Source organism: Brevibacterium salitolerans (assembly GCF_039531405.1).
Lineage (GTDB): Bacteria > Actinomycetota > Actinomycetes > Actinomycetales > Brevibacteriaceae > Brevibacterium > Brevibacterium salitolerans.
Map to the genome: position 1 here is coordinate 99168 of NZ_BAAAPZ010000001.1, position 25265 is coordinate 124432.

The window sequence follows — 25265 nt, forward strand, 5'->3', positions numbered from 1 at the left end:
GAAGCCTCAGCCGCCCACGCTCACCACCCCGGATTCGTAGGCCGTCACCACGATCTGCGTCCGGTCGCGCAGGCCCAGCTTCGACAGCACGCGGGAAACGTGCGTCTTCACCGTCTGCTCGGACAGGAACAGGTCCTCGGCGATCTCCGCATTGGACCTGCCCGTCGCCACGAGCTTCATGACGTCGAGCTCCCGCTCCGTGAGCTCGGACAGCGTCTGAGTCCGCCGGGGCGCCGGGCGGGAGGCGTAGTCCGCGATGAGCGTGCGGGTGATCCGGGGCGAGAGCAGGGCGTCGCCCGCGGCCACGATCCGCACGGCGGACACGAGCTCCTCGGCCGTCGCGTCCTTGAGCAGGAAGCCGGAGGCGCCCGCCCGCAGCGCGGAGAACACGTACTCGTCCGCGTCGAAGGTGGTGAGGATGATGACCTTGGGATGCTTCTCCCCCGGCATGGCGAGCACCGCGCGGGTGGCGTCGAGGCCGTTCATGTGCGGCATCCGGATGTCCATGAGGACCACGTCCGGCCGCGTCCGGCGGACCAGGTCCACCGCGCCCGCGCCGTCGTCCGCGCTGCCCACCACCGCGAGGTCCGGCTGCGCGTCGAGGAGGGCGCCGAATCCCTCGCGCACCATGGCCTGATCGTCGACCACGGCCACCCGCACCGCAGCACCGCCGGGTGCCTCCCGTCGCACGGTCACGGGCGAGGTGGCGGCCGCATCGCGCTCGCGGTCAGGCACCGGATCCCCTCCCGTCGCCGCGGGTGTGGGCCGTCCGTCTGCGCTGCTGCCGGGATGGGATGCCATACGGCAGATCGTAGCGGGCGGATCCGGGCCGCCGGAGGACGGCGGGCAGGAGCGGTCACTCGCAGGTATCACCGAAGATCATCCTCAGGCGTGACGACCGGACGGGGACCGCCCCGTAGGTTCGCTGCCATGATCCTCTCCCCCGTCCTCGTCGCCGCGGTCGCGGCGGCCGCGGCAGGTGCCGTCCTCCTCGCCGTCGGCACCCATCTGCAGCATCTCTCCGTCACCCGCGGCCGCGGCGCGGGCACGGCCGTGCGCCTCGCGGTCCTCCGCAGCCCCGTCTGGCTGCTGGGCACCGCGCTGATCGCCGCGGAGACCGTCCTCAACATCCTCGCCCTGGGTCTGGCCCCGGTGGCGCTCGTCCAGCCGGTGGGAGCGCTCTCCCTCGTGTGCGCGGCCCTCATCAGCGCCCGCGCGCTGCGGGTGCCGCTCACCCGCCGCCTGCTCGCCTCCATCGCCCTCACCACCGGATCCATCGCCGTGTTCGTGGGTCTGACGGCCCGCTGCTCGCTCCCCGCCCAGGTCAGCGAGGAGGCGGCCGGCACACTCGTCCTCCTCCTCTGTCTGGGTGCGGCGGCCGCCGTCGCGCTCGCCCGCAGCGGCGCCGGCCACCTCGCGCGGGTGGGTACGGCCGGCGTGCTGTTCGGCACCGTGGCCTCCGGAGCGCACCTGGCTGCCGCCGAGCTGTTCACACGCTCCGGGGACTGGGGCGCCCTGTCCCCCTCCGTGTGGCTCCTCGTCCTCGCACTCGCGCCGGCCTCGGGCGCGGGGATGTGGCTGGTGCAGACCGCCTACGCCTCCGGGCCGCCGGAGACGGTGCTGGCAGGACTCACGGTCGTGGACCCACTCACGGCCGTCGCCGTGGGAGCCCTGCTGCTGGGCGAGTACGCGCCGATGCCGCCTGAGGTCCTGAGCCTTCTCATCGTCAGCGCTCTCGTCGCGTTCGCGGGGATCGGCATGCTCGCCCGTCATCACCCCGGCGTGGGAGGGCGGGCCGCGGCCGAGGCGGTGCCGGCCTCGCTCACCGCCTCGCCCGCCGCCGGGGTCCGCGCGCGGGAAGGCGCCGTCCGATGACGGCCGCGCCTCCGCACCGCACGTCCCCGCACCTCGCACCTGGGACACCTGCACGCCCTCCCCTGCCGGACTCCCCGCCGGCCCCCGCACCACGAGAGGATGGACCCATGTCCGCCCACACCGGCAGCGCCGCCCACCCCGGCCACGCCCCGCTCTCCCCCGGCACCGCGCCGCCGGCGGCGAGCGCTCTTCCCGCGCGCCGCCTGTACGCGCCCGCGCACGTGCTCCGCGACCTCGCCTACGTGCTGCCCGGCATGGTGCTGTCCACCCTCGCCTTCAGCCTCCTCGTCCCGCTCACGGCCGCAGGCATCGGCACGGCGGTGGTGTGGGTGGGCCTGCTCCTCCTGCCGCTCACCCTCCTGCTCGCCTCCGCCTTCGCCGGTCTCTCCCGCGCCCGCCTCCGCGCCTGGGGCGCCGAGGTCCCCGCACCCCGGTACCGTCCTCAGCGACGCGGTGTCCGCGGTGTCCTCGGCATCATGGCGGACCCGCGGCGCTGGCTGGACCTCCTCTTCGAGACCCTCGTCGCCTTCCCGCTGCGCCTCGTCACCTTCGTTCTGGCGGTCGCCTGGGTCGGAGGCGCCCTGGGCGGACTCACCTACTGGTTCTGGGGCCTGTTCCTCCCCCACTCGGACGGAGACGGTGCGCTGGCCACGCTCCTGCTGGTCGACGTGAGCGGCCTGCTCGCGCCGGCGGACACCGGCCAGCGCTATCTCATCGACGCGATCGGCAACGCGGTGCTCGGCCTCGTCTTCCTCGTGAGCCTGCCGCCCGTCATCCGGGGATGCGCCCTCCTCGATGCGCTCACGACGCAGGCCGCGCTGAGCGGCGGGCATTCGGGCACGGGTTCCACCGGCACGGTGCCCGTGGGTAGGAGGCCCGTGGGTGAAGATCCGGTCGGCGAGGACACCACCGTGCCACTGCCCGCAGGTTCCGCCCTCAGCCCGGCACCCACCGGCACGGCTCCTGAGGGCGCGGCTGCCGCGGCCTCGGCCACCGGTGTTTCCGCCGAGGGCTGGACCTGGATCGCGGCGGGCTTCTCCGCCGCCGTCCTCCTGGCGGTGGGCTGGCCGGTCACGGCCGCCGCCTACGGTGTGCCCGTGGTCTTCGCCATGCTGCTGGCCGGCGCCCACAGCGCCGCGCTGCTGCTCGCGGTGCGTCTGCCCTACCCCGCGGTGGTGCTCACGGCCGCCGCCGCCGGTGCAAGCACGCTCCTCAGCGCACCCGCGCCGGGACAGCCCTGGCCCTGGCTGGTCACGAGCCTGCTCGCCGCGAGCGCCACGGTGCTCGTCCTCGCCGTCCGCGGGCCCTGGCACCGCGCGGCGGCCGCGTGGGTGCTCACCCAGGCGGCGGTGCTCGCCGCGGTGATGCTCGCCCCCGCACTCGTCCCGGGCGGATCCGCCGCTGCGGGCCTCACCCCCGGCGCACTCGCCGGTCTCATCACCGGTGCCTCCGTCATGGCCGGTGCGGGACTGCTGGGCGCAGGGGTGCGCGCCCTCCTGCAGAGCCGCGGTGCGCTGGCCGCCGAACGGAGGACCAGCGCCGAGCTCGATGCCCGGCAGCGCGATCTCGCCGAGCGCAACCGCATCGCCCAGGAGCTCCACGACGTCGTCGCCCACAGCATGTCCGTGATCAGCGTGCAGGCCACGACGGCTCCGTATCGCATCGAGGAGATGGACGAGCGGGAGCGGTCCGAATTCGCCGCCATCGCGGACTCCTCCCGGCGTGCGCTCACGGAGATGCGCGGGCTCCTCGCCGTGCTCCGCGCCGCCGATGCCGAGGCCCCGCTCGCTCCCCAGCCCACGCTGGCGGACCTGCCGGCACTCGTGGAGGCGACCCGGGCCTCGGGAGCGGAGATCCGCTTCTCCGCCCAGCCGTCCGCCGCGGCCGCCGGGTCCGAGGCCGAGGACGACTCCGCGGCTGGGGCCCGGCTCTCCCCCGGAGCCCGGCTCTCCCCCGACGCTCTGGCGCAGGTGGGCACGGCCACCGGTCTCACCGTCTACCGGATCGTCCAGGAATCGCTGTCCAACGCGGTCCGCCACGCGCCCGGCGCACCGATCGCGGTGAGCGTGAGCGTGGGCGCGGAGACGGTCGTCGTGGACGTGTCCAACGAGGCGTCGCCGCAGGCAGGACCCCTCACGCCCGCACCCGGCGCCGGGCTGGGCCTGCGAGGAATCCGAGAGAGGGCCCAGGCGCTCGGCGGTATCGTGGAGGCGGGCCCCGCACCGGACCGCGGCTTCCGCGTCCATGCGGTCCTGCCGCATGCCTGAGCCCCGGCGGATCGCGGCACCGCACCGGCCTGGGAGGGAACGAGGATGGACCTGCTGAGCACGCTCGGCGAGGTGCTCACGCACCTCGAGGGCTACGCCGTGGAGCTGGGGGCCTCCCCGTGGCTGCTGCTCGCGGTCGCCGTCCTCTCCTGCATCGACGGGTTCTTCCCGCCGGTGCCCAGCGAGTCCATCGTCATCGCCGCGGCCTCGCTCGCGGTCTCCGGCGACAGCTCCGTCCTCTTCCTGCCGGGCCTCGTCCTCGCGGCCGCGGCGGGCGCCTTCACCGGAGATCTCATCGCCTACCGGATCGGCACCCGGGTGCCCGTCCATCGCATCCCCGGCTTCCGCGGCGCGCGGGGGGCGCGGATCCTCGAACGCACCCGGCTGCTGCTGAAGCGCAACGGGACCACCTTCGTCCTCGCCGGCCGGTTCATCCCCGTCGGCAGGGTCGCGGTGAACTTCACCGCCGGCGCGGTCGGCTTCCCGCCCGCGCGGTTCCGGATCGTCGCGGGCATCGCCTCCGTGCTGTGGGCCTGCTTCTCCGTCGCGATGGGCCTGGCGGCAGGATACTTCCTCAGCGACTCGCCGCTGCTCGCGATGGTGGTCGGCGTGGTGCTCGGGACGGTCGTGGGCTTCGCCGTGGACAGGATCATCAGCGCGGTGGGCGGGCGCCTCAGCCGCATGCGCACCCACGTCCCGGAGACGACCGGGAAGCAGGACTGACCCGCGCCTCCGCGCGAACGCCGCTTCCCGCCCGACACGCGCCCGCACCGGCACGCGTTCGAATCGGGCTCGAACGGCTAGGATGTCCCTGCACGTGACAGACCGGGTCCGCGCGCAGGGCAGGCGCTCGGCGCAGGATGCACACAGCTCGCGGGAGCGGGAACGGAGAGCGGCTAGGGACATGGCAGACGGAACCGCAGGGCGCGACGCGCCGGGGAGCATCGAGGACGTCGACGTCTCCCAGGAGATGGAGACGTCCTTCCTCGAGTACGCGTACTCCGTCATCTACTCCCGCGCCCTCCCGGACGCCCGCGACGGCCTCAAACCGGTCCAGCGGCGCATCGTCTACCAGATGGGCGAGATGGGCCTGCGCCCGGACCGCGGGTTCGTGAAGTCCTCACGCATCGTCGGCGACGTGATGGGCAAGCTCCATCCGCACGGCGACTCCGCCATCTACGACGCGCTCGTCCGCCTGGCCCAGCCGTTCACCATGCGGCTGCCCCTCGTGGACGGCCACGGCAACTTCGGCAGCCTCGACGACGGCCCCGCCGCACCCCGCTACACGGAGGCCCGTCTCCACTCCTCCGCCATGGCGATGATTGCCGGGCTGGACGAGGAGGTCGTGGACTTCGTCCCCAACTACGACGGCACCATCACGCAGCCGGAGGTGCTGCCCGCCGCCTTCCCCAACCTGCTGGTCAACGGCGCCTCGGGGATCGCCGTGGGCATGGCCACGAACATGGCCCCGCACAATCCCGGCGAGGTCATCGCCGCCGCCCAGCACCTCATCCGGCACCCGGACGCCACGCTGGACGAGCTCATGCGGTTCGTGCCGGGACCGGACCTGCCCTCCGGCGGCCGCATCATCGGCCTCGACGGAGTCCGCGAGGCCTATGAGACCGGCCGCGGCACGTTCCGCACCCGGGCGAGCGTGAAGTTCGAGAGCCTCAGCGCCCGCCGCAAGGGCATCGTCGTCACGGAGCTGCCCTACCTCGTGGGTCCGGAGAAGATCATCGAGCGCGTGAAGGACCAGGTGCAGGCCAAGCGTCTGGCCGGCATCGCCTCGATCGACGACTTCTCCGACCGCAAGAAGGGCATGCGGCTGGTGATCGGGATCAAGACCGGCTTCGATCCCAAGGCGGTCCTCGAGGAGCTCTACCGCCTCACCCCCATGGAGGACAGCTTCGGGATCAACAACGTCTGCCTGGTCGACGGGCAGCCCCGCACGCTGGGCCTGCGCGATCTCCTCCAGGTGTACGTGGACCACCGCATCGAGGTGGTGCGCCGCCGCACCGGCTTCCGCCTGGCGAAGGCGAAGGACCGGCTGCACCTGGTCGAGGGCCTGCTCATCGCGATCCTCGACATCGACGAGGTCATCCAGCTCATCCGCTCCTCCGACGACGCGGCGACGGCGCGCACCCGGCTCATGGAGGTCTTCGACCTCTCCGAGATCCAGGCGACCTACATCCTCGACCTGCAGCTGCGCCGCCTCACCCGCTTCTCCCGCCTGGAGCTGGAGGCGGAGAGGGACGAGCTGCGGAGTCTCATCGAGGAGCTCGAGCGGCTGCTCGCCCACGAGGACGAGCTCCGCGAGCTGGTGGCGACGGAGCTGGGCGAGATCGCGGACCGGATCGCTGACCCCCGGCGCACCGTGCTCGTCGAGGGCTCCCTCAAGGAGCTCTCCGCGAAGGGCCGCAGGAAGTCCGCCGCGCCGCTCACCGTCGCCGACGACCCGTGCTGGGTGCTGCTCTCGACCTCCGGACGCGTCGCCCGCACCACGGCGCAGGACCCGCTGCCCACCACCGGGCGCCGCGCCAGCCATGACGCCCTCGTCTCCCAGGTGCCGAGCACGGCGCAGGGGAAGGTCGCGGCGGTGACGAACCTCGGCCGGATGGTCCTGCTCGACGTGGTCGTGCTCCCTCAGCTCCCACCGCAGGCCACGCGGCCCGCCCTTGCCGGCGGCGTGCCGGCCAAGGACCTCGTGGAGCTGGGCCGGGGAGAGCACGTGCTGGCCCTCGTGGACCCGGAGCAGGACGTCTTCCTCGCCACGGCCGCCGGCGTCGTCAAGCGCGCGGCCGGTGCGGGGGCGCCCGGCAACCGGACCGAGTGGGAGGCGATCACCCTCAAGGGGAAGGACTCCGTCGTGGGTGCCGCGCAGGCGCGCCCCGGGGCCGAGGCCGACTCCTGGGAGATCGCCCTGCTCACCTCGAACGCACAGCTGCTGCGCTTCTCCGCCTCCGTGCTGCGGGCGCAGGGCTGGAGCGCCGGAGGCGTGGCCGGGATCCGGCTCACCGACGGCGCACGCGTGATCGCCTTCTCCCTCCTCGACCCGGCGGAGGAGCACCGGGTGGTGACCATCGCCAAGGGGGAGAACTTCTACGGCGACCCGGTCTCCTCGATCAAGGTCTCGGACTTCGCGGAGTTCCCCGCCAAGGGCAGGGCCACCGGCGGGGTCCGCGCGCACCGCTTCCTCACCGGGGAGACGGAGCTGGCGCTCGGCTGGGTGGGCCGGTCGCCGCAGGCGGCCTCCGCGGGAGGCGGTGCGCGGAGCCTGCCCGAGTCGCTCACGCGCCGCGACGGCTCCGGTGCCCCGCTCGAGGCGAAGATCGACGCGGTGGGGACGGTGCCCTTCGAGGCGGATGCCGGCGCGGGGGCGAACGGAGCGGCCGGCGGTTCCGGCACAGGCGGCGGCACCGGTGCGGACGCCTCGGGCGGACACGCTGCTGGAACCGGTGCCGCGGCCGGCTCGCGTGCGGGCGCCGGTGCCCGCACCGGCTCCGTCGCGGGGATGGCCTCGGGCACGATCCCTCTGCTCACGGACGACGAAGACCCGGAGGCCGCGCGCCGGGAGGAGATCGCCCGCGCCCGTGCAGACGCGGACGGCGCGGTCATCGTCTCGCACGACGAGGACTCCGAGGACGGCCCGGACCCGCTGTTCTGAGCCGGTCCGGATCCCTGCGCAGATGACCCGCTCAGGGCCGATCATCCCGCGGGCCGGGCCTGGTGCCGGGCCCGCACCGGCTCCGCGCGGTCAGCGCTGCGGTGCCCGTGCTCCGGTCAGCCGGAGAGCCAGGAGGCTCACCACCGCGCCCGCCGCGCAGAAGACGACCACCCACACCGTCGCGGGGGTGAACGCCTGCGGCCCGGCGCCCGCTCCGCCGGCGGAGGTGATCGCCGCGGCGAAGAGCGGCGGTCCCAGCAGGTTGCCCACATTGCCCAGCTGGGTGAGCACGCCGTTGGACCGGGCGGCGACGGTGGGGTCCGTCGACAGTGCGGGGATGAGGCCGAAGGACCCTCCCTGGATGAGCCCGGAGAAGAACATCATCGCCAGCGCCGCGGTCAGGATCCCGGAGCCTGCGCCCAGCAGCGCCCAGACCAGGACGACGAGGACGCCCACCCCGGCATAGCCCAGCAGCAGCACGGCGGAGGTGCTCATCAGCCGGTCCGCGAGGAGTCCCGCCGCAACCGTGCCTGCGATGGAGACGAGCGGCATCCAGATGAGCAGGGTCGCCGCGGTCCCGGAGTCCGTGAAGAGGGGCAGGAACGTGATGAGCGCGGTGTACATGAGCGTGTGGAAGACGAACACGCACCCCGGCAGCACGGCACGCGGACTGCGGTAGGCGGAGAGGTGCGCACGCAGGAAGCCGTCATGCGCGGAGACAGGCTGCGGCCCGTCCACAGGGGTGCGCGGCAGCACCGTGAGCACGGCTGCGAACAGCACGGCGAGCAGGAGCCCGTGCCCCAGGAACACGCTGCCCACGCCCCAGGCCTCCGCAGCGAGCGGTCCCAGCCAGCCGGCGATGGCGAAGGCGAGGCCGAAGAAGGTGCCCCAGATGCTCATCGCCAGCGAGACCCGGCGCGGTGCGCTGAGCTGGATGATGAGGACGGGACAGGAGATCACGAGACCCAGATGCGCCACGCCCTCGAGCGCACGGGCGGCGAGGAAGAGCGGCAGCGGCGGAAGCAGCGCCTGGGTGAGGGAGAGCACCGCCCCCAGCGCGAGGCAGCCCAGGACCACGCGGCGGAACCCCAGCCGGGAGACCAGCACGCTCGCCGTGAGGCCCAGCGCCAGTCCCACCACGGCGGGAGCGGAGATGAGCATGGCACCCGCAGTGCCGGCCGCGCCGTAGGCCTGCGAGACCGGCACGAAGACCGTCGCGACCTTGGCGAACTGCATGGCTGCGGCGATGCCGACCACCAGCAGCAGGGCGACGGCGGCCCAGCGCGTGCGCGGATGAGCAGAGGAGGCGGTCACGTGGCACCCTTCGGGACTCGGCGGTCGGAGCGCCGAATCCTGCGAGAAGGGAGACGGCACCCACCATCCTGCCACCTGCGCGTGTCGCACCGGCACGGCGCAGGGGCGCGCCTCGGGTGCCGCGCAGGCGTCAGCCCTCCCGGACGCGGAGTGCAAGCCCGGTGACCCCCTCACCGAGCTCCCGCACGATGCCGGAGACCTCGAGTCCGGGGATGAAGCCCGGCGCCTGCGGCATCACTCCGGAGGCCCAGAAGGCGGCGATGAGGCCGATGCCCGCCGTCGTCACGTCGATGCCCACCTCCCCCGGGCCCGGACGGGACTCCGGCCGTGTCTTGCCCTGGAGTCCGCTCCAGGAGCTAGCCTTCGCCCATGGGAGAAGCGGTGACGGCGGAGACGACCGGCATGGGCATCACAGAGATGGCGGAGCTCTCGGGGCTCAGCCCGGACACCCTGCGCTGGTACGAGAAGGAGGGCATCCTCCCGCCGGTGAACCGGGGCCCCACCGGGCGCCGCACCTACAGCCCCCGTGAGCGCGACCTCGTCCTGCTTCTCACCACGCTCCGGGGCACGGCATGCCCACGGCGGCGATGAAGGATTTCGTGGCGCTGCTCGCGGGAGGTGCCGCGAGCCACGGCCGCCGCATCGCCCTGCTGGAGGAGACCCGGGTGATGCTGGCGGAGCGGCGCAGGGCGTTCGATGCAGCCGAGGCCGCGCTGGAGGGCAAGATCGACCACTACCGCGAACTGATCGCCGCCGGCCTGGACTGCGACGGAGCACCTGTCTCCGAGGAAGTCCGGCAGCGCCAGACCGCACGCAGCTGAGCGGTCCTGCGCAGCTGTGCGTCTCGTGACCGCGCTCAGCCCATCCGACGCAAGCGTCTCACCAGACCTCCACCCACTGCCGATCCGCAGGTGCAAGGGAATCACGGAGACCAGCGTCGAATGTGGCGAGCACAGCACCGTGCGCGGCAGCAGTATTCACCAGCTGAAGATCCGTGACCTGTCGGCGCCCCATGAGAACGCGAAGGTCCACGATGGGCACCGCAAGGGACTGGTCGTCTTCGAGCCACCCCCACCCGGGGACGCCTCGCAGCGCCTTCAGCTGCCCAAGCGCCTCCTGCCCTGTCACCTTCCTGCCCACAACCGCTTCGGTGAGCAACAGGCGGACCAGGCCGGCCTCGGTCACCGGACTGGTCCGCCAGCCGATCAGCTTCCCGAATTGCGCGTGCGCGGCGGCATGATGGACGTGCTGGTCCCAGCTCAGAGCGAGCAGGACGTTGACATCGAGCAGCGCGGGCCGTGAAGGATCAGTCGTCATCACGGAAGTCCGCAACCAGTTCATCTGTCACTCTGTGCGCCGGATTCCCAGCCAGCACGGGGAAGGCGGAATCCGGCTGTGACGATACCGATCGCGGAGCCAAAGCGGCCAGCGCGATGTCCGACAGCGCCCGCCCCAGTGAGATCCGCTCCGCAGCCGCTTTCGCCCGTGCGGCACTCAGCACCACCGGGTCGATGTCCAGGGTCGTACGCATGGCTACACTATAACATCGCGTCATCACGACACCATGACGCGTTCATGACATCTGCGGCACCGCCGCCGGCCTGCGCATGGGAGAATCCGGACCATGGATCGCACAGAACTCCGCGCACTGCAGGCCCCGCTCCGCGAGCGCTACACCCAGGACCCGGACTCCGCCCACACTCCCATCGCCGCGGAGGGAGACTGGCGCGACGACGGCATCACCGCGACCGTCGACACCTGGTCCGGCCCCACCCGCGCGGGACTGCACTCCGCGACCGGCGGTGACGGGGCGGACGCCTGCTCCGGCGACATGCTCATGGAGGCGCTGCTCGGCTGCGCAGGCGTGACCCTCCGCAGCGTCGCGACCGCCATGAACCTCGAGATCCGCAGCGCCCGCCTGCGCGCGCGGAGCTCCTTCGACGCCCGCGGCACCCTCGGGATGGACTCCTCCGTACCGGTGGGCGTGGGACCGATCGAGGTCGTCGCGGAGGTGGACTGCGATGCCGACGATGCGAAGCTCGAACGCCTCGCCGCCTCCACCGAGCGCTACTGCGTGGTGGGGCAGAGCCTGCGCGAGACGCCCCGCTTCACCGTGCGCAGGGCAGGCACCACGGACTGAGCGGCACAGCTGCGGGTGCCGGTCACGGTGCCCGCGGCAACCCGCCGGCAGCGCCGCGGCCGGAGCGTCTCAGTCGATGATGTCCTCGGTGGCGATGGTGCCGGCGGAGAGGCGGTGCATCTCCACCACGCCCACCTCGCCCAGGCCCTGCAGCGAGATGTCGCGGCGGCCGCTGAACTCGAAGGTCCGGTCCCGTTCGATGATCCGGGCCGTGTCCGCGTCCGTCACGACGGTGCCGGGCTCCGCCACGGCGGTGAGGCGGGCGGCGAGGTTCACGGTGGTGCCGAAGATGTCGCCCATGCGCGAGAGCACCCTCCCCCATGAGATGCCCACCCGGCACTGGGGCAGGCTCTCATCCGCCTTCACCTGTTCCAGCAGGGTCATCGCGATCTCGGCACCGGACTGCGGGGTCTCCGCGGAGAAGAAGACCTCGTCCCCCACGGTCTTGATGACCCGGCCTCCGCCGGCGGCCACGATGTTGTAGGCGAGGAACTGGAAGTGCTTCACCAGCTGGCCGAGCTCGCGGGAGTCCAGCTGCTGCGACAGCCGCGTGTAGGAGACGAGGTCGATGAATCCGATCGCACGGGCCAGCGGCATCGTCGCATCGTGCCCGCGGGCCACCCCGCCGATCTCCAGTGCGTCCTCGACGTTGACGTTGAGACGGCTGAGCACACCGGCGAGGTTGCGCCGCCAGGCGTAGACCATGAGTCCCTGCAGCGGATCGACGAGGTCCGCGAAGACGTCCAGCACGGCACGGCGGGCCTCGGCATCGCTGAGATCCTTCTCCTCCGTGAGGTACTCGACCATCGCCTCCATCTGCCAGACGACGAGGCGGTCCGTCATCTGCCCCACGCCGCGGGCGAACTGCATCGCGGTCTCCTCGTCGACGAGGCCCGAGGCGACGAGGTCCGCGATGCTGCGCACGGCCTCGGCGTCCTTGACGGTGTAGGCGGCCTCCCCCTCCGGGATGAGCGGCTGGCCGAGGGCGCGCCAGAGCTTCCGCGCGGACACGGAGGAGACCTCCGCGAGCTGCGCGACCTCCTTGCGGGTGAGGACCCGCTTGCCTCCGATCAGCAGCTCCTCGAGGCGCTGCGCGGCGCTGCGGAGTTCGTAGACGGTGTCCGCGACCTCGTCCGCCTCACGCGCTGCGGCCTCCTCGTAGAGCTCGCGCTCGGCGTCCGGATCGCCGGGGACCGACCACTCGCCGGACTCGTCCGCAAGGGGCGCTGGCTCCTCGCCGGTCCGAGCCCGCGAGGTGCCGTCCGCGGAGGGAGCGGACGCGTGCTCCCCTTCGGCCTCCGCGGACCGCGCCGAGGCGTCACCGCTCGATGCCTCCGGTTCGCCTCCCGGAGAGCTCGCGTCTGCATGCGCCTCTGCCGAGGGGAGATCTCCGCCTGCACGGACCGGCACCGCGGCACCGGCCTCCGCGTCTGCGTGGGCCTCGGCATCCTCCTGCCCACCGGAGTCCGCCTCAGCCCGTTCGTCCGCGCCCTCGGCACGAGAGCTTGCGGCAGAGGTTCCGCTCCCACCGGCTTCCAGCGCCTCCGCCGGCTCCTCGACGAGGGGCAGGGCCTGCGTGCGCGGCTTCCACGCCTCCGGGTCCGCGGCATCCGCCCAGCGGACGGAACCGGTCCAGGGAGCACCCGACTGGGCGGGCGTCTCCTCGCTCATGCCGGCCTCACGTGCACCACGTCTCCGGCGGACACCCGCACGGGCTCCGCCGAGGCCGGGGCGGAGTCGTCGCGGACCAGGAGGTTCGCCTCGTCGTCGAGGTCGACGGCGATCCCGGTGAAGGAGGTGTCGCCGGGAAGGTGGACGCGCACGTGGGAGCCCAGCGTCGCCATCGCCGCACGCACCTCGGCGGCAGCCTCCGACCGGGAGAAGCCGGTGCCCGCGGCCAGCACCTCGCGCACCAGACCGGGCAGGTGGGTGAGGATGCCGACGAGCAGGGCCGCGCGATCGGGGTCACCGCCCTCGAGCAGGACGGAGCTGGCCGTCTCCACCGGCAGCTCCTCCTCCGTGAGCGAGACGTTGACGCCGGCGCCCACGACCACGCTGCGGCCCCCGTCAGGGCGCAGGACCAGACGGGAGAGGATCCCGCAGAGCTTGCGCCCGTCCGGGGTGAGCACGTCGTTGGGCCACTTGATGCGGGCGGCCACGCCCAGACCGGCCAGTGCACGGGTGACCGCGAGGCCGGTCACGACGGGGATCCAGCCCAGCCCCGCGAGGTCCGCGTTCTGCGGGAGCGCGACGGGGACGGAGAAGGTGAGCGCGGCCCCTGCGGGCACCGTCCAGGTGCGGCCGAGCCTGCCCTGGCCGTTCACCTGATGGTCCGTGCCCACGGCCGCGAAGTCCGGGATGCGGACGCCGGATTCGAGGAGTTCGGCGAGCCGGGTGTTGGTCGAGGTCTGCTCCGGGGGCCACTCCTGGACCACCGGCGCATCGGGGCCCGTCAGAAGCGGAGAGCCGGGCGATCCGGCGGGGAAGAGAGGCGAACGGTACTGCTCTGTGTGCACCACATCACCGTAGTCCGTTTTGGCGCGGCACCACAATGCGGGCGGGCCCGTCCTGGGACTCTCGTCACCACAGTGCGGACGCACGTAGGCTTGTGACCCATGAGTGAGTCCACGGCATCCTCCCCCGCACCCTCGGTCCCGCGCACCACGGCTGAGCGCATCGCCGCATTCGAGGCCCGCCGCGCCGCCGCGCACGCAGGCTCGGAGAGGTCGATCGAGAACCAGCGGAAGAAGGGCAAGCAGACCGCCCGCGAGAGGATCGCACAGCTTCTCGACGAAGGCTCCTTCCAGGAGGTCGACGAGTTCGTCCGGCATCACAACACCCACTTCGGCATGCAGCGCAACCGTCCGGACGGGGATGGCGTGGTCTGCGGACTGGGCACCGTCGAAGGACGCACCGTGGCGGTGTTCGCCCACGACTTCACCGTGCTCGGCGGTTCCCTGGCGGAGGCCAACGGCCGCAAGATCGTGAAGGTGCAGAAGCTCGCCCTCAAGCTCGGCTGCCCCATCATCGGCATCAACGACTCCGGCGGCGCCCGCATCCAGGAGGGCGTGGGCTCGATCGCGCTCTTCGCGGAGATCTTCCGCCTCAACGTCGCCTCCTCCGGCGTCATCCCGCAGATCTCGCTCATCATGGGGCCGTCCGCCGGCGGCGCGGTGTACTCGCCGGCCCTCACCGATCTCACCGTCATGGTCGACGGCACCTCGCACATGTACATCACCGGCCCGGACGTCATCAGGACCGTCACGGGTGAGAACGTGGGCCACGAGGAGCTGGGCGGCGGCCGCACCAACAACGCCGTCTCCGGCAATGCCCACTACCTCGCCTCCAGCGAGGCCGACGCGCTCGACTACGTCCGCGACGTGCTCTCCTACCTGCCGCAGAACAGCCTCGACCCGGTGCCGGCCTACGAGGAGCCCGCGGACCTCGAGGAGTCCGAGGCGGACCGCGCGCTGGACGGCCTCGTGCCGGACTCCCCCTCCCAGCCCTACGACATCCTCGACGTCGTGGAGACCGTGCTGGACGAGGACACCCTGCTCCAGGTCGCGGAGCTCTTCGCCCCCAACGTCATCACGGCGTTCGGCCGGGTCGAGGGCCGCGCGGTGGGAATCATCGCCAACCAGCCCATGCAGCTGGCCGGCACCCTGGACATCGACGCCTCGGAGAAGGCCGCCCGGTTCGTGCGGCTGTGCGATGCGTTCGGCCTGCCCATCCTCACATTCGTGGACGTGCCCGGCTTCCTCCCCGGCACGGACCAGGAGTACAGCGGCATCATCCGGCGCGGGGCCAAGCTCATCTACGCCTACGGCGAGGCGACCGTCCCGCTCATCACCCTCATCACCCGCAAGGCCTACGGCGGCGCGTACTGCGTGATGGGCTCCAAGCAGCTGGGGGCGGACATCAACCTCGCCTGGCCCTCGGCGCAGATCGCGGTGATGGGGGCGCAGGGCGCGGCGAACATCGTCTACCGCCGCGACCTCAAGGCGGTCGAGGAGGCCGGGGGCGATGTCGAGGCCCGCCGCGCGGAGCTCATCCAGGAGTACGAGGACGAGCTGCTCAATCCCTACCTGGCGGCCGAGGAGGGTTACATAGACGCGGTCATCCGCCCCTCGGAGACCCGCGCGAGGATCATCCGCTCGCTGCGCGCGCTGGAGAACAAGCACGTGGACCAGCCCGCGCGCAAGCACGGGAACATCCCGCTGTGAGCGGCCGCAGCACGCGCGCCTCCCGCACCACCGCCCTCGAGCGCACCCTCGCGCAGCAGGGCGCGGTTGCCGCGCTCACCGCGCTGGGCCGCCTCCGCGGCACCGCGGCCGGCACCGACGACGGCGGCACTGCGGACCGCGGCCTCGGAGCCGCCGGGAGCAGCGGTGCCGCGGACCGGGGACGGGGCGGCTTCTCCTCCCCCGCCCGCGCGGTCCGGCGTCCGCTGCGCGGGAGCTGGCGGTCGCGGTTCTGAGACCCGCAGCAGTCCGCAGACACCGCCCGGCGCCCGGCGGACCGTGCGCCGGGCGTCTGTGCGCTCCGAGCTGAAAACACGCCTCTCCCCCTGGACATGAGCGCACAGGGGGTGTTGGGTGGCGGACATGAGCACATTCGCAGTGACCAACCCGAACACCGGCGTCGTCGAGGAGACCTTCCCCTCCCTCGGCAAGGACGAGATCCCCGCGCTCATCGACCGCGCACACGAGGCGCATCTCACGTGGCGGGAGACGTCCGTCGACGAGCGCGCGGCGATCCTGCGCACGTTCGCGGACATCGTGGACTCGCGGGCCGAGGAGCTCGCGGACATCATCGGCCACGAGATGGGCAAGCCCAAGCCGCAGGGAGTGGCGGAGACGAAGAAGGTGGCGGCGACCGCCCGCTGGTTCGCGGACAACGCGAAGGTCCATCTCGAACCCACCGAGCTGCCGGACGCGCCCGTGGCCTCGCGGACCTATGTGAGGCACGACCCGCTGGGCGTGCTCCTGGGCATCATGCCGTGGAACTTCCCGTACAACCAGATCGCCCGCTTCGCCCTGCCGAACATCATGGTGGGGAACACGATCCTCATGAAGCAGGCCTCGATCTGCCCGCGCTCCTCCCGGACCTTCCAGGAGATGCTGGAGGAGGCCGGACTGCCCGGCGGGGTCTACACGAACATCTACCTCAACAGCTCGGACGCCGAGGAGGTCCTGAAGGATCCCCGGGTCAAGGGCTTCTCCCTCACCGGCTCCGAGGCCGCGGGGGCCTCCGTCGCGGGCATCGCCGCGAAGTACCTCAAGCGCTCGGTGCTGGAGCTGGGCGGCAACGACCCCGCCGTCGTCCTCGACACGGACGACGTGGGCGCGCTCGCACGGAAGCTCGTGGGGATCCGGACCTCGAACGCCGGTCAGGTGTGCACCTCGCCTAAGCGCATGATCGTCGTGGACGAGCTCTACGACGACTTCGTCGCCGCGGCCGAGGAGGCCGTGGACGGCGTGCGCGTGGGCGACTACGACGCCCCGGACACGGACATGGGCCCGCTCTCCTCCGAGGACGCCCGTGACGAGGTCGTCGCCCGCATCGAGAAGGCCGTGGAGGAGGGCACCGCAGTGCTCCGCACCGGCGGCCGCGTGCTCGACCGTCCCGGCTTCTTCATGTCCCCGGCGCTGCTCACGGACATCGATCCGGAGTCCGATCTGGGCCGGGAGGAGCTCTTCGGTCCGGCGGTCATGGTCTACCGGGCCGCCGACGAGGAGGACGCCCTGCGCCTCGCCAATCAGACCGAGTACGGCCTCATGTCCTCCGTGTGGACGCGGGACGAGGACCGGGGCCGGCGATTCGCCGAGCGGGTCGAGGCGGGCATGTGCCTCGTGAATGCACACCAGGAATCGGGACCGGAGTACCCGTTCGGCGGCATCGACCGCTCCGGCTACGGCCGGGAGAACGAGCGCTGGGCCCTCGGCCAGTTCACGAACGAGCGCCTCGTGCGGGTGCACCCGCACAGCGCGAGCTGACCACGGCGGGGAGCGCTCTCCCGCCGCTCATGTCTCACTCTGCGCGGATTCTCCGGTCCCACATCGACGTGGAGTGAGACATGAGCGGATGGCCCGAGGCGGTTCAGCGCCCCTGCAGGCCGCCTCGGGCACGACGTCCGTGCACCAGCAGGTAGACGGCGGCCGCCACGACCACGAGCCCGCCGCACAGCCAGTACATGGCGGAGTACCCGCCGTTGCCCGCCACGGCCCCCAGCACCACCGGACCCACTCCCGTGCCCGCGTCGAGCATGAGGTAGAAGGTCGAGGTCGCCACGCCCACCCGCGCCGCCGGGGTGCGGGCGATGAGGATCGACTGGAGCGAGGGCAGCAGGCATCCGAAGCCCAGGCCCACCAGCAGGCCGGCGAGGGCGAACGCCCAGGTCGCATGCGCCTGGGCGACGATGATCATGCCGACCGCATAGCAGACGAACACGGGGATCAGCACGACGTTGTCACCGAAGCTGTCCTGCAGCCGTCCGGCGAAGAGGCGTGCGGCCAGCGAGCCCACCGCGAAGACGAGGAAGAAGACCGCCGAGGCCCCGGGCAGACCCAGCCCGTTCGCGTACACGCTGAGGAAGGCCAGCACGGCCGAGTAGGCGAGGCCCGCGATCCCCATGACGGAGCCGATCCGCAGCGTCGGCACGTCGATGAAGGTGGAGGGGTGGAGCGACCACTTGCGGCGGCGCTCCTCGCTGTCCGGCTCGCGCTCCGGCACGACGTAGAAGTAGGCGGCCGCCATGGCGGCGAGGCCGCAGGCGGACGAGATCCAGAAGAGGATGCCGAAGCCGAACTGGCCGGACAGCCAGATGCCCATGAGCGGACCCAGCGCGGTCGCGAGCGTCGTGGCCGTGCCGAAGTAGCCGTTGCCCTCCGCGCGCCGGTCGCCGGGGATGATCGACTGGATGGAGGCGACGAGGGCGGTGTTCCCCATGCCGAACGCCACGCCGTGGACCAGCCGCAGCACGATGAGCAGGGTGAGGTCGCCCACCGGCAGGTACGCCAGCCCCACGACCACGAACAGCGCCATGCAGACCAGGAGCAACCGGCGCCTGCCGATGAAGTCAAGGAACTTGCCCGCGATCACGCGTCCCGCCACCGCGCCGATGATGAACGCGGAGGACGCGAGACCGGAGCCCGTCTCCGCGGCCCGGAACCTCTCCACCGCGTAGAGCGCCATCGTCGTCATGAGGAGGTAGAAGACCATCGACATGAAGAGGTTGACGACGATGCCGATGACGAAGGTCTTCGTCCACAGCGGCTGGGGGATCTGCGGTTCCTGCGCGGGCTGCGGTTCCGATGCGGGCACGTGGGGGCACTGCTCCTCTGACGAAGGGACGGGGCTGCGGGTGCAGCGGCGGCCGCGCTCGCGGGCGCGGCAGAACCTCACCATCGTACGCCTCGTCCCGCGCTCGCCCGGGCCCCGGGGAGCCTCAAGAAAGTACTTGCATGATTGGAAAGTGCTTGCAATACTGGATCCATCGCCGCAGAGTCCGGACGGACCCACAGGGCGATCGATGAAGCCGCAGCCCCTCACCCGGGCTCGGGACGCAGAGGCCGCGGCGGCCGCACAGGGCAGCCGCAGCCGCACAGGAGGAGACGACGATGTCACGCTCACCGGAACATCCCACCAGCCACCCCGCACCACCCGACCGCGAGGCGCAGAGCCCGGGCGGAGAGCCCAGCGCGGCCCAGGCGCAGGCCATGCTCGCGCAGGCCGCAGGTGCCGCGCGCACCCTGCCGGCGCCGGTCCCCGCCGTCCTCATCTGCTACGGCATCCTCTGCGCCGTGGGCACGTTCGGCACACTCGGGATGCACCTGGCCCCGTACATGACAACCCCTCCCGGAGGCCTGTCGCCCACCGTCACGATCCTCATCCTCGCGTTCATGTGGATCGGTGCGGCAATCATCGCCGGCATGGTCTTCCGTGAGCGGTGGCGCCGCGGTCTGAGCACGCGCTGGCTCGTCTACATGGGGGTCTGGGCGGTGCTCTGGGTCCTCGGCATGACGCTGGGCGGCACGATGCTGGGCATGTTCATCGCACCGGCCTTCGTGGTCCCGTTCGTCATCGCCGTGAGCACGGAGGCCGCCAAGGCCCGGGACGCACGGCAGGCGCAGCAGGCAGGGGCAGGACGATGACCGCGCAGGCCGCCCACCCGCGCTTCCGGCTCGAGAGCTCACTCGCCCACCCCGTCCGGTTCTCCATCGCCGCCTCCCTCGCCGCCCTCGAGAGCGTCCCCTTCGGCGAGCTCCGCGATGAGCTCCAGGTGAGCGACTCCGTCCTCTCCAAGCAGATCGCCGAACTGGAGAAGGCGGGACTGGTGAAGGCCACGAAGGGCTTCGTGGGCAAGCGGCCGCGCACCACCCTCTCACTCACGAAGGAGGGCTTCGCCCGCTGGGAGCGCCATCTGGCCGCTCTCCGGGCCATTGCGGCACCGGCCGAGGCCGCGTCTCCGGAGTGAGCCGCACCGCCGCAGGCGCCCCCGCTGTCGTGTCGTCAGCGGGGGCGCACCCTGAGTAGGCTGGCTCCCATGACTGAGCAGACCGCCACCGGCACCGCAGCCGGCACGCCCGCCACGGCTCCCCGCACACCCACTCCCGTCGACGAGGTCGCGGAGACCCACTTCCGGAGCATGCTGGACCTCTCCCCCGCGCTCCGCGTGGAGGTGGGAGCCCCCGGCCGGGAGGACGAGCTCGACGACTTCTCCCCCGGCGGCTGGGCGGCCCGCGACGACCTCGCCGCGCGGACGCTCTCCGCACTCGAGGCCGCGGAATCGGCCTCCCGCGCCGCCGGGACCTTCGACGAGACGGACGCCGTCACCGCCCACGCCCTGCGCGAACGCCTCGGGCTCGAACGCGAGATCCACGCGATCGGCGCGGACGCCTCGCAGCTGGACGTCATCGCCTCCCCGGTGCAGGCGGTGCGCGACTTCTTCGACCTCGTGCCCACCGCCTCGGCCGAGGACTGGGAGGCCAACGCCTCGCGCCTCCGCGCCGTGAGCCAGGCGCTGGCGGGCCATCGCGAATCACTCCTCGAGGCACGGGCGGGCGGCCGCATCCCCGCACGCACGCAGGTGGAGGCGGTGATCGCACAGGCGCAGGCCGCGGCCGAGGCCGGAGGCCACTTCGACCGGTTCGTCGCCGGAGCCGCGGACTCGCCGGACGCGGACCGGATCTCCGCCGGGCTGCGGGCGGAGCTCACCGACGCCGCGCACTCCGCACGCACCGCGTACTCGCGGTTCGCCTCCTTCCTCCACGAGCAGATGCTGCCCGAGGCACGCGCGGACGACGCGGTGGGCCGGGAGGAGTACGCCCTGCACTCCCGCACCTTCCTGGGCACGACGGTCGACCTCGACGAGACCTACGAGTGGGGACTCGAGCAGCTCGCCTCCATCGACGCCGAACAGCAGGAGATCGCCGCGGAGCTGTATCCCGGCTCATCCGTGACGGAGACGATGCGGCGGCTCGACGCCGATCCCCTCCGCAGGATCCACGGTCTCGACGGCCTGCGCCGCTGGATGCAGGAGACTGCCGACGAGGCCACCGCGGCGCTGGCCGGCACGCACTTCGACATCCCGGACGAGGTGCGGACCATCGAGTGCATGGTCCTGGAGGACGGCACGGGCGGGATCTACTACACGCCGCCCACCTCGGACTTCTCCCGCCCGGGCCGCATGTGGTGGTCCGTGCCCTCCGGAGTGGAGTCGTTCGCCACCTGGCAGGAGAGGACGACGGTCTACCACGAGGGCGTGCCGGGACATCACCTCCAGCTGGGGGCGACGGTGATGAGGGAGGACCGGCTCAACGCGTGGAGGCGGCAGGGCATCTGGGTCTCCGGCCACGGCGAGGGCTGGGCGCTCTACGCGGAGCGGCTCATGGACGAGCTCGGGTTCCTCGCGGATCCCGGCGACCGCTTCGGCATGCTCGACTCGCAGCGCCTGCGCGCCGCGCGAGTGTGCGTGGACATCGGCGTGCACTGCAGGAAGCAGGCACCCTCCTCCGTGGGCGGCGGGGTCTGGGACCGCGAGAAGGCCTGGGCCTTCCTCACCGAGAACGTCGCGATGGAGCACAGCTTCCTCGACTTCGAGCTCAAGCGGTACCTGGGCTGGCCCGGCCAGGCCCCGTCCTACTCCGTGGGCCAGCGCATCTGGCAGCAGATCCGCGAGGAGGTGCGCACGCGGGAGGAGGCGGCCGGCCGTGCGTTCTCGCTGCGCGACTTCCACTCCCGAGCGCTGGGGCTGGGGTCCGTGGGCCTGTCCACGCTCCAGAAGGCCCTCGTCGAGGGCTTCTGAGGAGCTCGCTCACTCCCCGTTGCGTCTGCGGATCTCCTGCTTCCCCGCCTCGATCGCCTCATCCACCAGCTGCCCCACCGGCACGTCGAGCACCTCGCTCAGGCGCATGAGCATGAGGAAGGTGGGGTTCGCAGGGGTGCGCGGGTTCCGCTGCGAGATCCCGGACTCCATCTGCTGGTAGTAGTTGCGGTTGATGCCGATCTCGTTGGCGAGCCGCTCCTGCGAGAGGGCCTTCGCCAAGCGCCGCGTGCGCAGCAGCTCCCCGAGGGCGCGTGATGCCGCGCGCTCCACTTCACTCGCCTGTATCGCCACGAGTCCAAGACTCGGCAAGATTCCCTTCACCGTCCGCCGCTTATGAGCGGCTATGGGCGAAACAGGCGCAGATTCGCAGTCTTCACGCTTATTCCGGGTCGCGCCCGGCCCGGCGCCTGAAGGCGATCACATAGTGTGACCCGTCCAGGCCGTCCAGCAGGAACTCCGCCTCCGCCGCGCTCCCCTGCGCGCGCACGAGCCAGTTGGGCTTGAGGACGAGCGCCGGGCGCGCGGCCGGTCTGAGGGAGAACAGGAAGGCCAGTTTGGCCCGCTTCCGCATGGCCGCTCCCGCCACGGCCCTGGCGGCCTCCATCGCGTCCTCCGCAGACACCGTGGGCGGACGGTGCGGGGAAGCTGCGCCAGGAGCGCCGGAGGCGTCGACGAGGCCTTCCTCCCCGCGGCGCACCGCGTCCAGCACCGCCGCGGCCAGCTGTGGTTCGGCCACCATGTGGGCGGTGGTGGACACCGCATCCACGAGGCACAGCAGACGTTCGAGACCGCGCGGCCCGCGTTCCACATCGAAGCGGACGGCCCACATGGGGTGATGGACCAGCCGCGCCTCCGCGCTGCCCGCCTCCGCACCGGAGGCATGCGCACCTCCGACAGCCCGGCCTGAGCGGGAGGGCGCGGCCGCACCCTCGGTGGCCCATCCCCCCGCCCGGCCCTTCCCCTCGAGGAGGTGGAGCCCCCGGGAGCGGGCCTCGGCGGCGGTGAGGACCGGCGGCAGCGCGGGGTGGCAGGCGGGCGTCACCTCTCCCGGTCCGCGGCCTCGGCACCGGAGACCGGCACCTGCGCGGCCAGCCCGCTGTTCTGCGTGACGGCGAGACGTGCCGGGATGGGGCCCACCTTGGCCGTCTCCACGACGGCCTCACGGATGTGCGCGGGCACGGGATGGGACTTCTGCGTGGCGAGCGAGACGATGATCATCGCCAGGGTCGAGGACACGATGCCCGAGCCCATCGGGTCGATGGTGGTGAGGTCCGCCAGCCCCAGGACCTCCCAGCCCACCGCCACGACGGTGCCCGTGATCATCGAGGCCAGAGCGCCCGGAGTGTTGGCCTTCTTCCACCACACCGCGCAGATGTAGGCCGGCACGAACGCCGCACCCAGCACAGTCGTGGAGAAGATCACGATCGCCGCGACGGCCGGCGGATCGTTGACGGCGACCACGTAGCCGATGATCGACAGCCCCAGGACGGTGAAGCGCGAGACCCACACGGACTGCTTCTCGGACATGTTCCGGTTGAAGAACCGCCGGTAGAGGTCCTGGCTGGCGATCGTCCCGGACTGCAGCAGCAGCGCATCGGCCGTCGACATGATCGCGGCCATGATCGCCGCCATCACGATCCCCACCGCGAACGGGGGCAGGACCGTGTCCGCCACCTCGAAGATCGCCATCTCCGGGTTGGTGAGGCCGGGCACCACCAGCAGCGCCATGAGGCCGATGATGTACGGGGCGGGGATGAAGAGCAGGTTGAAGCCGGTGGCGTACATGCTCGCGGAGCGTGCCACGGACGGCTTCTTCATCGCCATGTGGCTCACGACCACGTGCGGCCAGCCCAGGTAGCCGATCGAGAAGACCAGCACCGCGCCGATGATGATCCCCCACTCATCGCCCTGGTAGCCGTCCGGGCCGAACATCGAGAGCAGGTTCGGGTTGATCTCCGCGACCTTCTCGTTGCCTGCCGTGAGGCCACCCACGGCCATCATCGTCGCGATGAAGATCCACAGCATGCCGATGAGCATGATGATCGCCTGCACGAAGTCCGTGTAGGCCACCGCGAGGTAGCCGCCCAGGAACGTGTAGAACACGATGACGCCCACCGCGATGAGCAGCGCCCATTCGTACGGGATCCCGGTGACCATCTCCAGTCCGCGGCCCCCGCCGATGAACTGGCTCATCACGTAGAAGAAGATGCAGAACACCGCGATGGGCGCGGCGATCGCGCGCGTCCACTTCGAGGGATAGCGGTGCTCGAGGTACTCGATCGAGGTGAGCGAGCCCAGCATCTGCGAGAGCTTGCGCATGCGGCGGCCGAGGATCGAGAGGTTGAGCACGCCGCCGCCGATGTCGCCCATCGCGTACCACATGCCGAAGTAGCCCTGGGTGTTGCCCAGCGAGCCCGCGCCCATGAACATGTAGCCGGACATCGAGGAGCTCTGCAGGCGCAGAGCGGTCACCGCCGGGCCCAGACTGCGTCCGCCCAGCAGGAAGCCCTCCGAGTCACCGCTGCCCTTCTTCACCGACCAGACGCCGATCGCGCCCATCGCGACGAAGTAGATGATGAGGAAGACGAGTTCGATGCTCACTGCTCACCCGCCTCCTTCGCGTCCTCCCGCGACCAGTTCCGCGAGGCCCAGACGAAGATGAGCGTGTACGCCGCCCATGCGGCGGGGATACCGAAGATCACCGCAGTGGTGAAGGCAGGAAGTCCGAACATGTGAGGGACGATACACACCGGATCGTGACTCGTGGCGCACATCTCACCGTATGGTCACCGCGTCCTCCCGGGCAGCTCGCAGGAACCGCGTCTCCCTCACTGCACGGTGCGGGTGCGGCTGCGCAGGCTCTCCGGGAAGCGATCGCGGGCGTAGGTGATGCTGTCGTACCCGTGAGGTGTGGGCGCTCCGTGCTCGTCCACTCCCACGAACACGATCCTGTCGATGGAGAGGATCGTCTCCTCCGTGATGATGTTGCGGACCACGCACCGCATGGTGAGCGAGGTCCGGCCGAACGTCACGGCCTGCAGGCCGATCTCGAGGATGTCGCCGAGGATGGCCGAGGACACGAACTCGATCTCCGAGATGTACTTCGTGACGATGCGCTGATTGCCCAGCTGGATCATCGCATAGACCACGGCCTCGTCGTCGATCCACCGGAGCAGGCTGCCGCCGAACAGCGTGCCGTTCGCGTTGAGGTCCTCCGGCCGCACCCACTTGCGGGTGTGGAAGTTCATCTTCTCGAAGGATTCGGCTCCGTGCTCAGCCATGGCGGCTGCCCTCCTCGGTCGTGTGACGGTGCGCTGCAGGAAGATCCTGCCGCGGGGAGGCCCGGAGCAGCCGCACGCCGCGGGGCTCCGCGTCCGTGCGCCGCCCCGTTGCTCCGTGTCTGCGAGGATACCGCGCCGGCCCGGCTCACGGCAGTGCGCGGCGCAGCTCCCTGGCGATGTCCAGACCGCGCGCCGTGGTCGTCTCCGCCGCTCCGTACTCAGGCAGGCAGTCGGAGAGGAGCACGACCAGCTGATCGGCGAGCACCCGGTCGCCGAGGTCCGGGACGGGACGGCCCTCCGCCGTGAGGTCCGCGAGGCGGGCCAGGGCCTCCCGGACGGCCTCGCGGGCACCGCCCTCCAGGGCCGCGGTGCTGAGCCCGGAGACGCGGACGCGCAG

27 protein-coding genes are annotated in these 25265 nt (G+C 71.7%); 13 read left to right on the forward strand and 14 right to left on the reverse strand.

Translation table 11 applies throughout. The features are described from left to right. Positions 1–6: 6 nt before the first annotated feature. Positions 7–801, reverse strand: a complete 795-nt coding sequence (locus ABD240_RS00430) for a response regulator (protein WP_344334329.1) — start codon at positions 799–801, stop codon at positions 7–9. A 129-nt stretch (positions 802–930) separates the two neighbouring features. On the opposite strand from ABD240_RS00430, the gene ABD240_RS00435 reads away from it, so the two are divergent. The 4 genes from ABD240_RS00435 (at position 931) to ABD240_RS00450 (ending at position 7806) form a co-directional block, all read left to right on the forward strand. Continuing rightward, complete coding sequence (locus tag ABD240_RS00435) at positions 931–1875, forward strand: DMT family transporter (RefSeq protein WP_291794679.1); 945 nt, start codon at positions 931–933, stop codon at positions 1873–1875. A 107-nt stretch (positions 1876–1982) separates the two neighbouring features. Further along, on the forward strand, positions 1983–4142 hold the full coding sequence (locus ABD240_RS00440; RefSeq protein ID WP_344334331.1) for a sensor histidine kinase: 2160 nt from the start codon (positions 1983–1985) through the stop codon (positions 4140–4142). Between the two features lie 45 nt (positions 4143–4187). Next, entirely contained in the window at positions 4188–4865 is a 678-nt protein-coding gene (locus tag ABD240_RS00445; RefSeq protein WP_291795183.1) for a DedA family protein, read from the forward strand. Between the two features lie 181 nt (positions 4866–5046). After that, a complete protein-coding gene (locus ABD240_RS00450; RefSeq protein WP_291795181.1) occupies positions 5047–7806 on the forward strand; it encodes a DNA gyrase/topoisomerase IV subunit A in 2760 nt (919 codons plus the stop codon). A 90-nt stretch (positions 7807–7896) separates the two neighbouring features. On the opposite strand, the gene ABD240_RS00455 is transcribed toward ABD240_RS00450, so the two are convergent. Continuing rightward, complete coding sequence (locus tag ABD240_RS00455) at positions 7897–9120, reverse strand: MFS transporter (RefSeq protein WP_344334334.1); 1224 nt, start codon at positions 9118–9120, stop codon at positions 7897–7899. Between the two features lie 130 nt (positions 9121–9250). Further along, positions 9251–9418: a hypothetical protein gene (locus ABD240_RS00460; RefSeq protein ID WP_344334336.1), complete on the reverse strand. Its 168-nt coding sequence runs from the start codon at positions 9416–9418 to the stop codon at positions 9251–9253. A gap of 71 nt (positions 9419–9489) precedes the next feature. Between ABD240_RS00460 and ABD240_RS00465 the strand changes: the two genes are divergently transcribed. Beyond that, positions 9490–9711: a MerR family DNA-binding transcriptional regulator gene (locus ABD240_RS00465; protein WP_344334338.1), complete on the forward strand. Its 222-nt coding sequence runs from the start codon at positions 9490–9492 to the stop codon at positions 9709–9711. Further along, positions 9708–9941: a MerR family transcriptional regulator gene (locus ABD240_RS00470; RefSeq protein ID WP_344334340.1), complete on the forward strand. Its 234-nt coding sequence runs from the start codon at positions 9708–9710 to the stop codon at positions 9939–9941. The genes ABD240_RS00465 and ABD240_RS00470 overlap by 4 nt, the downstream gene beginning before the upstream one ends. Positions 9942–9999: 58 nt before the next feature. On the opposite strand, the gene ABD240_RS00475 is transcribed toward ABD240_RS00470, so the two are convergent. Then, entirely contained in the window at positions 10000–10437 is a 438-nt protein-coding gene (locus ABD240_RS00475; protein ID WP_291794472.1) for a TA system VapC family ribonuclease toxin, read from the reverse strand. Then, positions 10427–10651: a hypothetical protein gene (locus ABD240_RS00480; protein WP_291794473.1), complete on the reverse strand. Its 225-nt coding sequence runs from the start codon at positions 10649–10651 to the stop codon at positions 10427–10429. Before ABD240_RS00480 ends, ABD240_RS00475 begins: the two co-directional genes overlap by 11 nt. 93 nt (positions 10652–10744) lie before the next feature. Here ABD240_RS00480 and ABD240_RS00485 point away from each other — a divergent pair, with 93 nt between their 5' ends. Next, positions 10745–11260 (forward strand): OsmC family protein, encoded by a 516-nt coding sequence (locus tag ABD240_RS00485; protein WP_344334344.1) that lies wholly within the window; start codon positions 10745–10747, stop codon positions 11258–11260. A 69-nt stretch (positions 11261–11329) separates the two neighbouring features. Here the strand turns inward: ABD240_RS00485 and ABD240_RS00490 are convergent, their stop codons facing one another. Next, complete coding sequence (locus ABD240_RS00490) at positions 11330–12931, reverse strand: adenylate/guanylate cyclase domain-containing protein (RefSeq protein ID WP_344334345.1); 1602 nt, start codon at positions 12929–12931, stop codon at positions 11330–11332. Next, on the reverse strand, positions 12928–13776 hold the full coding sequence (locus ABD240_RS00495) for a biotin--[acetyl-CoA-carboxylase] ligase (protein WP_291791380.1): 849 nt from the start codon (positions 13774–13776) through the stop codon (positions 12928–12930). Before ABD240_RS00495 ends, ABD240_RS00490 begins: the two co-directional genes overlap by 4 nt. Positions 13777–13875: 99 nt before the next feature. On the opposite strand from ABD240_RS00495, the gene ABD240_RS00500 reads away from it, so the two are divergent. The 3 genes from ABD240_RS00500 (at position 13876) to ABD240_RS00510 (ending at position 17256) form a co-directional block, all read left to right on the forward strand. After that, positions 13876–15483, forward strand: a complete 1608-nt coding sequence (locus tag ABD240_RS00500) for an acyl-CoA carboxylase subunit beta (RefSeq protein ID WP_344334349.1) — start codon at positions 13876–13878, stop codon at positions 15481–15483. Then, a complete protein-coding gene (locus ABD240_RS00505) occupies positions 15480–15737 on the forward strand; it encodes a thiamine pyrophosphate-dependent enzyme (RefSeq protein ID WP_344334350.1) in 258 nt (85 codons plus the stop codon). Before ABD240_RS00500 ends, ABD240_RS00505 begins: the two co-directional genes overlap by 4 nt. A gap of 127 nt (positions 15738–15864) precedes the next feature. Then, on the forward strand, positions 15865–17256 hold the full coding sequence (locus ABD240_RS00510) for an NAD-dependent succinate-semialdehyde dehydrogenase (RefSeq protein WP_291791386.1): 1392 nt from the start codon (positions 15865–15867) through the stop codon (positions 17254–17256). Between the two features lie 103 nt (positions 17257–17359). Here ABD240_RS00510 and ABD240_RS00515 read toward each other — a convergent pair whose 3' ends face one another. Continuing rightward, entirely contained in the window at positions 17360–18583 is a 1224-nt protein-coding gene (locus ABD240_RS00515; protein WP_291791388.1) for an MFS transporter, read from the reverse strand. A gap of 296 nt (positions 18584–18879) precedes the next feature. Here ABD240_RS00515 and ABD240_RS00520 point away from each other — a divergent pair, with 296 nt between their 5' ends. The 3 genes from ABD240_RS00520 to ABD240_RS00530 all read left to right on the forward strand — a co-directional run bounded on the left by ABD240_RS00520 (position 18880) and on the right by ABD240_RS00530 (position 21566). Then, entirely contained in the window at positions 18880–19413 is a 534-nt protein-coding gene (locus ABD240_RS00520; protein WP_344334353.1) for an MFS transporter, read from the forward strand. Further along, positions 19410–19736 (forward strand): transcriptional regulator, encoded by a 327-nt coding sequence (locus tag ABD240_RS00525; protein WP_291791393.1) that lies wholly within the window; start codon positions 19410–19412, stop codon positions 19734–19736. Before ABD240_RS00520 ends, ABD240_RS00525 begins: the two co-directional genes overlap by 4 nt. Before the next feature lie 69 nt (positions 19737–19805). Continuing rightward, positions 19806–21566 (forward strand): DUF885 domain-containing protein, encoded by a 1761-nt coding sequence (locus ABD240_RS00530; protein ID WP_291791395.1) that lies wholly within the window; start codon positions 19806–19808, stop codon positions 21564–21566. A gap of 9 nt (positions 21567–21575) precedes the next feature. Here the strand turns inward: ABD240_RS00530 and ABD240_RS00535 are convergent, their stop codons facing one another. The 6 genes from ABD240_RS00535 to ABD240_RS00560 all read right to left on the reverse strand — a co-directional run. Next, complete coding sequence (locus ABD240_RS00535) at positions 21576–21878, reverse strand: helix-turn-helix domain-containing protein (RefSeq protein ID WP_291791398.1); 303 nt, start codon at positions 21876–21878, stop codon at positions 21576–21578. A gap of 88 nt (positions 21879–21966) precedes the next feature. Beyond that, positions 21967–22629: a hypothetical protein gene (locus tag ABD240_RS00540; RefSeq protein ID WP_344334357.1), complete on the reverse strand. Its 663-nt coding sequence runs from the start codon at positions 22627–22629 to the stop codon at positions 21967–21969. Next, the gene (locus ABD240_RS00545) at positions 22626–24188 is read right to left on the reverse strand and encodes a sodium/proline symporter (protein WP_344334359.1); all 1563 of its coding nucleotides are present in this window, start codon (positions 24186–24188) and stop codon (positions 22626–22628) included. Before ABD240_RS00545 ends, ABD240_RS00540 begins: the two co-directional genes overlap by 4 nt. Then, positions 24185–24319 (reverse strand): hypothetical protein, encoded by a 135-nt coding sequence (locus ABD240_RS00550; RefSeq protein ID WP_291798886.1) that lies wholly within the window; start codon positions 24317–24319, stop codon positions 24185–24187. Before ABD240_RS00550 ends, ABD240_RS00545 begins: the two co-directional genes overlap by 4 nt. 96 nt (positions 24320–24415) lie before the next feature. Next, entirely contained in the window at positions 24416–24868 is a 453-nt protein-coding gene (locus tag ABD240_RS00555; RefSeq protein WP_291798883.1) for an acyl-CoA thioesterase, read from the reverse strand. Between the two features lie 145 nt (positions 24869–25013). After that, positions 25014–25265: hypothetical protein (locus ABD240_RS00560; RefSeq protein WP_344334364.1), on the reverse strand; the 252-nt coding region annotated here is incomplete at its 5' end.

Coding starts and splice junctions, on each gene's coding strand:
- ABD240_RS00430 (WP_344334329.1), bottom strand. CDS start 801: ATGGCATCCCATCCCGGCAGCAGCGCAGACGGACGGCCCACACCCGCG.
- ABD240_RS00435 (WP_291794679.1), top strand. CDS start 931: ATGATCCTCTCCCCCGTCCTCGTCGCCGCGGTCGCGGCGGCCGCGGCA.
- ABD240_RS00440 (WP_344334331.1), top strand. CDS start 1,983: ATGTCCGCCCACACCGGCAGCGCCGCCCACCCCGGCCACGCCCCGCTC.
- ABD240_RS00445 (WP_291795183.1), top strand. CDS start 4,188: ATGGACCTGCTGAGCACGCTCGGCGAGGTGCTCACGCACCTCGAGGGC.
- ABD240_RS00450 (WP_291795181.1), top strand. CDS start 5,047: ATGGCAGACGGAACCGCAGGGCGCGACGCGCCGGGGAGCATCGAGGAC.
- ABD240_RS00465 (WP_344334338.1), top strand. CDS start 9,490: ATGGGAGAAGCGGTGACGGCGGAGACGACCGGCATGGGCATCACAGAG.
- ABD240_RS00470 (WP_344334340.1), top strand. CDS start 9,708: ATGAAGGATTTCGTGGCGCTGCTCGCGGGAGGTGCCGCGAGCCACGGC.
- ABD240_RS00475 (WP_291794472.1), bottom strand. CDS start 10,437: ATGACGACTGATCCTTCACGGCCCGCGCTGCTCGATGTCAACGTCCTG.
- ABD240_RS00480 (WP_291794473.1), bottom strand. CDS start 10,651: ATGCGTACGACCCTGGACATCGACCCGGTGGTGCTGAGTGCCGCACGG.
- ABD240_RS00485 (WP_344334344.1), top strand. CDS start 10,745: ATGGATCGCACAGAACTCCGCGCACTGCAGGCCCCGCTCCGCGAGCGC.
- ABD240_RS00490 (WP_344334345.1), bottom strand. CDS start 12,931: ATGAGCGAGGAGACGCCCGCCCAGTCGGGTGCTCCCTGGACCGGTTCC.
- ABD240_RS00500 (WP_344334349.1), top strand. CDS start 13,876: ATGAGTGAGTCCACGGCATCCTCCCCCGCACCCTCGGTCCCGCGCACC.
- ABD240_RS00510 (WP_291791386.1), top strand. CDS start 15,865: ATGAGCACATTCGCAGTGACCAACCCGAACACCGGCGTCGTCGAGGAG.
- ABD240_RS00520 (WP_344334353.1), top strand. CDS start 18,880: ATGTCACGCTCACCGGAACATCCCACCAGCCACCCCGCACCACCCGAC.
- ABD240_RS00525 (WP_291791393.1), top strand. CDS start 19,410: ATGACCGCGCAGGCCGCCCACCCGCGCTTCCGGCTCGAGAGCTCACTC.
- ABD240_RS00530 (WP_291791395.1), top strand. CDS start 19,806: ATGACTGAGCAGACCGCCACCGGCACCGCAGCCGGCACGCCCGCCACG.
- ABD240_RS00550 (WP_291798886.1), bottom strand. CDS start 24,319: ATGTTCGGACTTCCTGCCTTCACCACTGCGGTGATCTTCGGTATCCCC.
- ABD240_RS00555 (WP_291798883.1), bottom strand. CDS start 24,868: ATGGCTGAGCACGGAGCCGAATCCTTCGAGAAGATGAACTTCCACACC.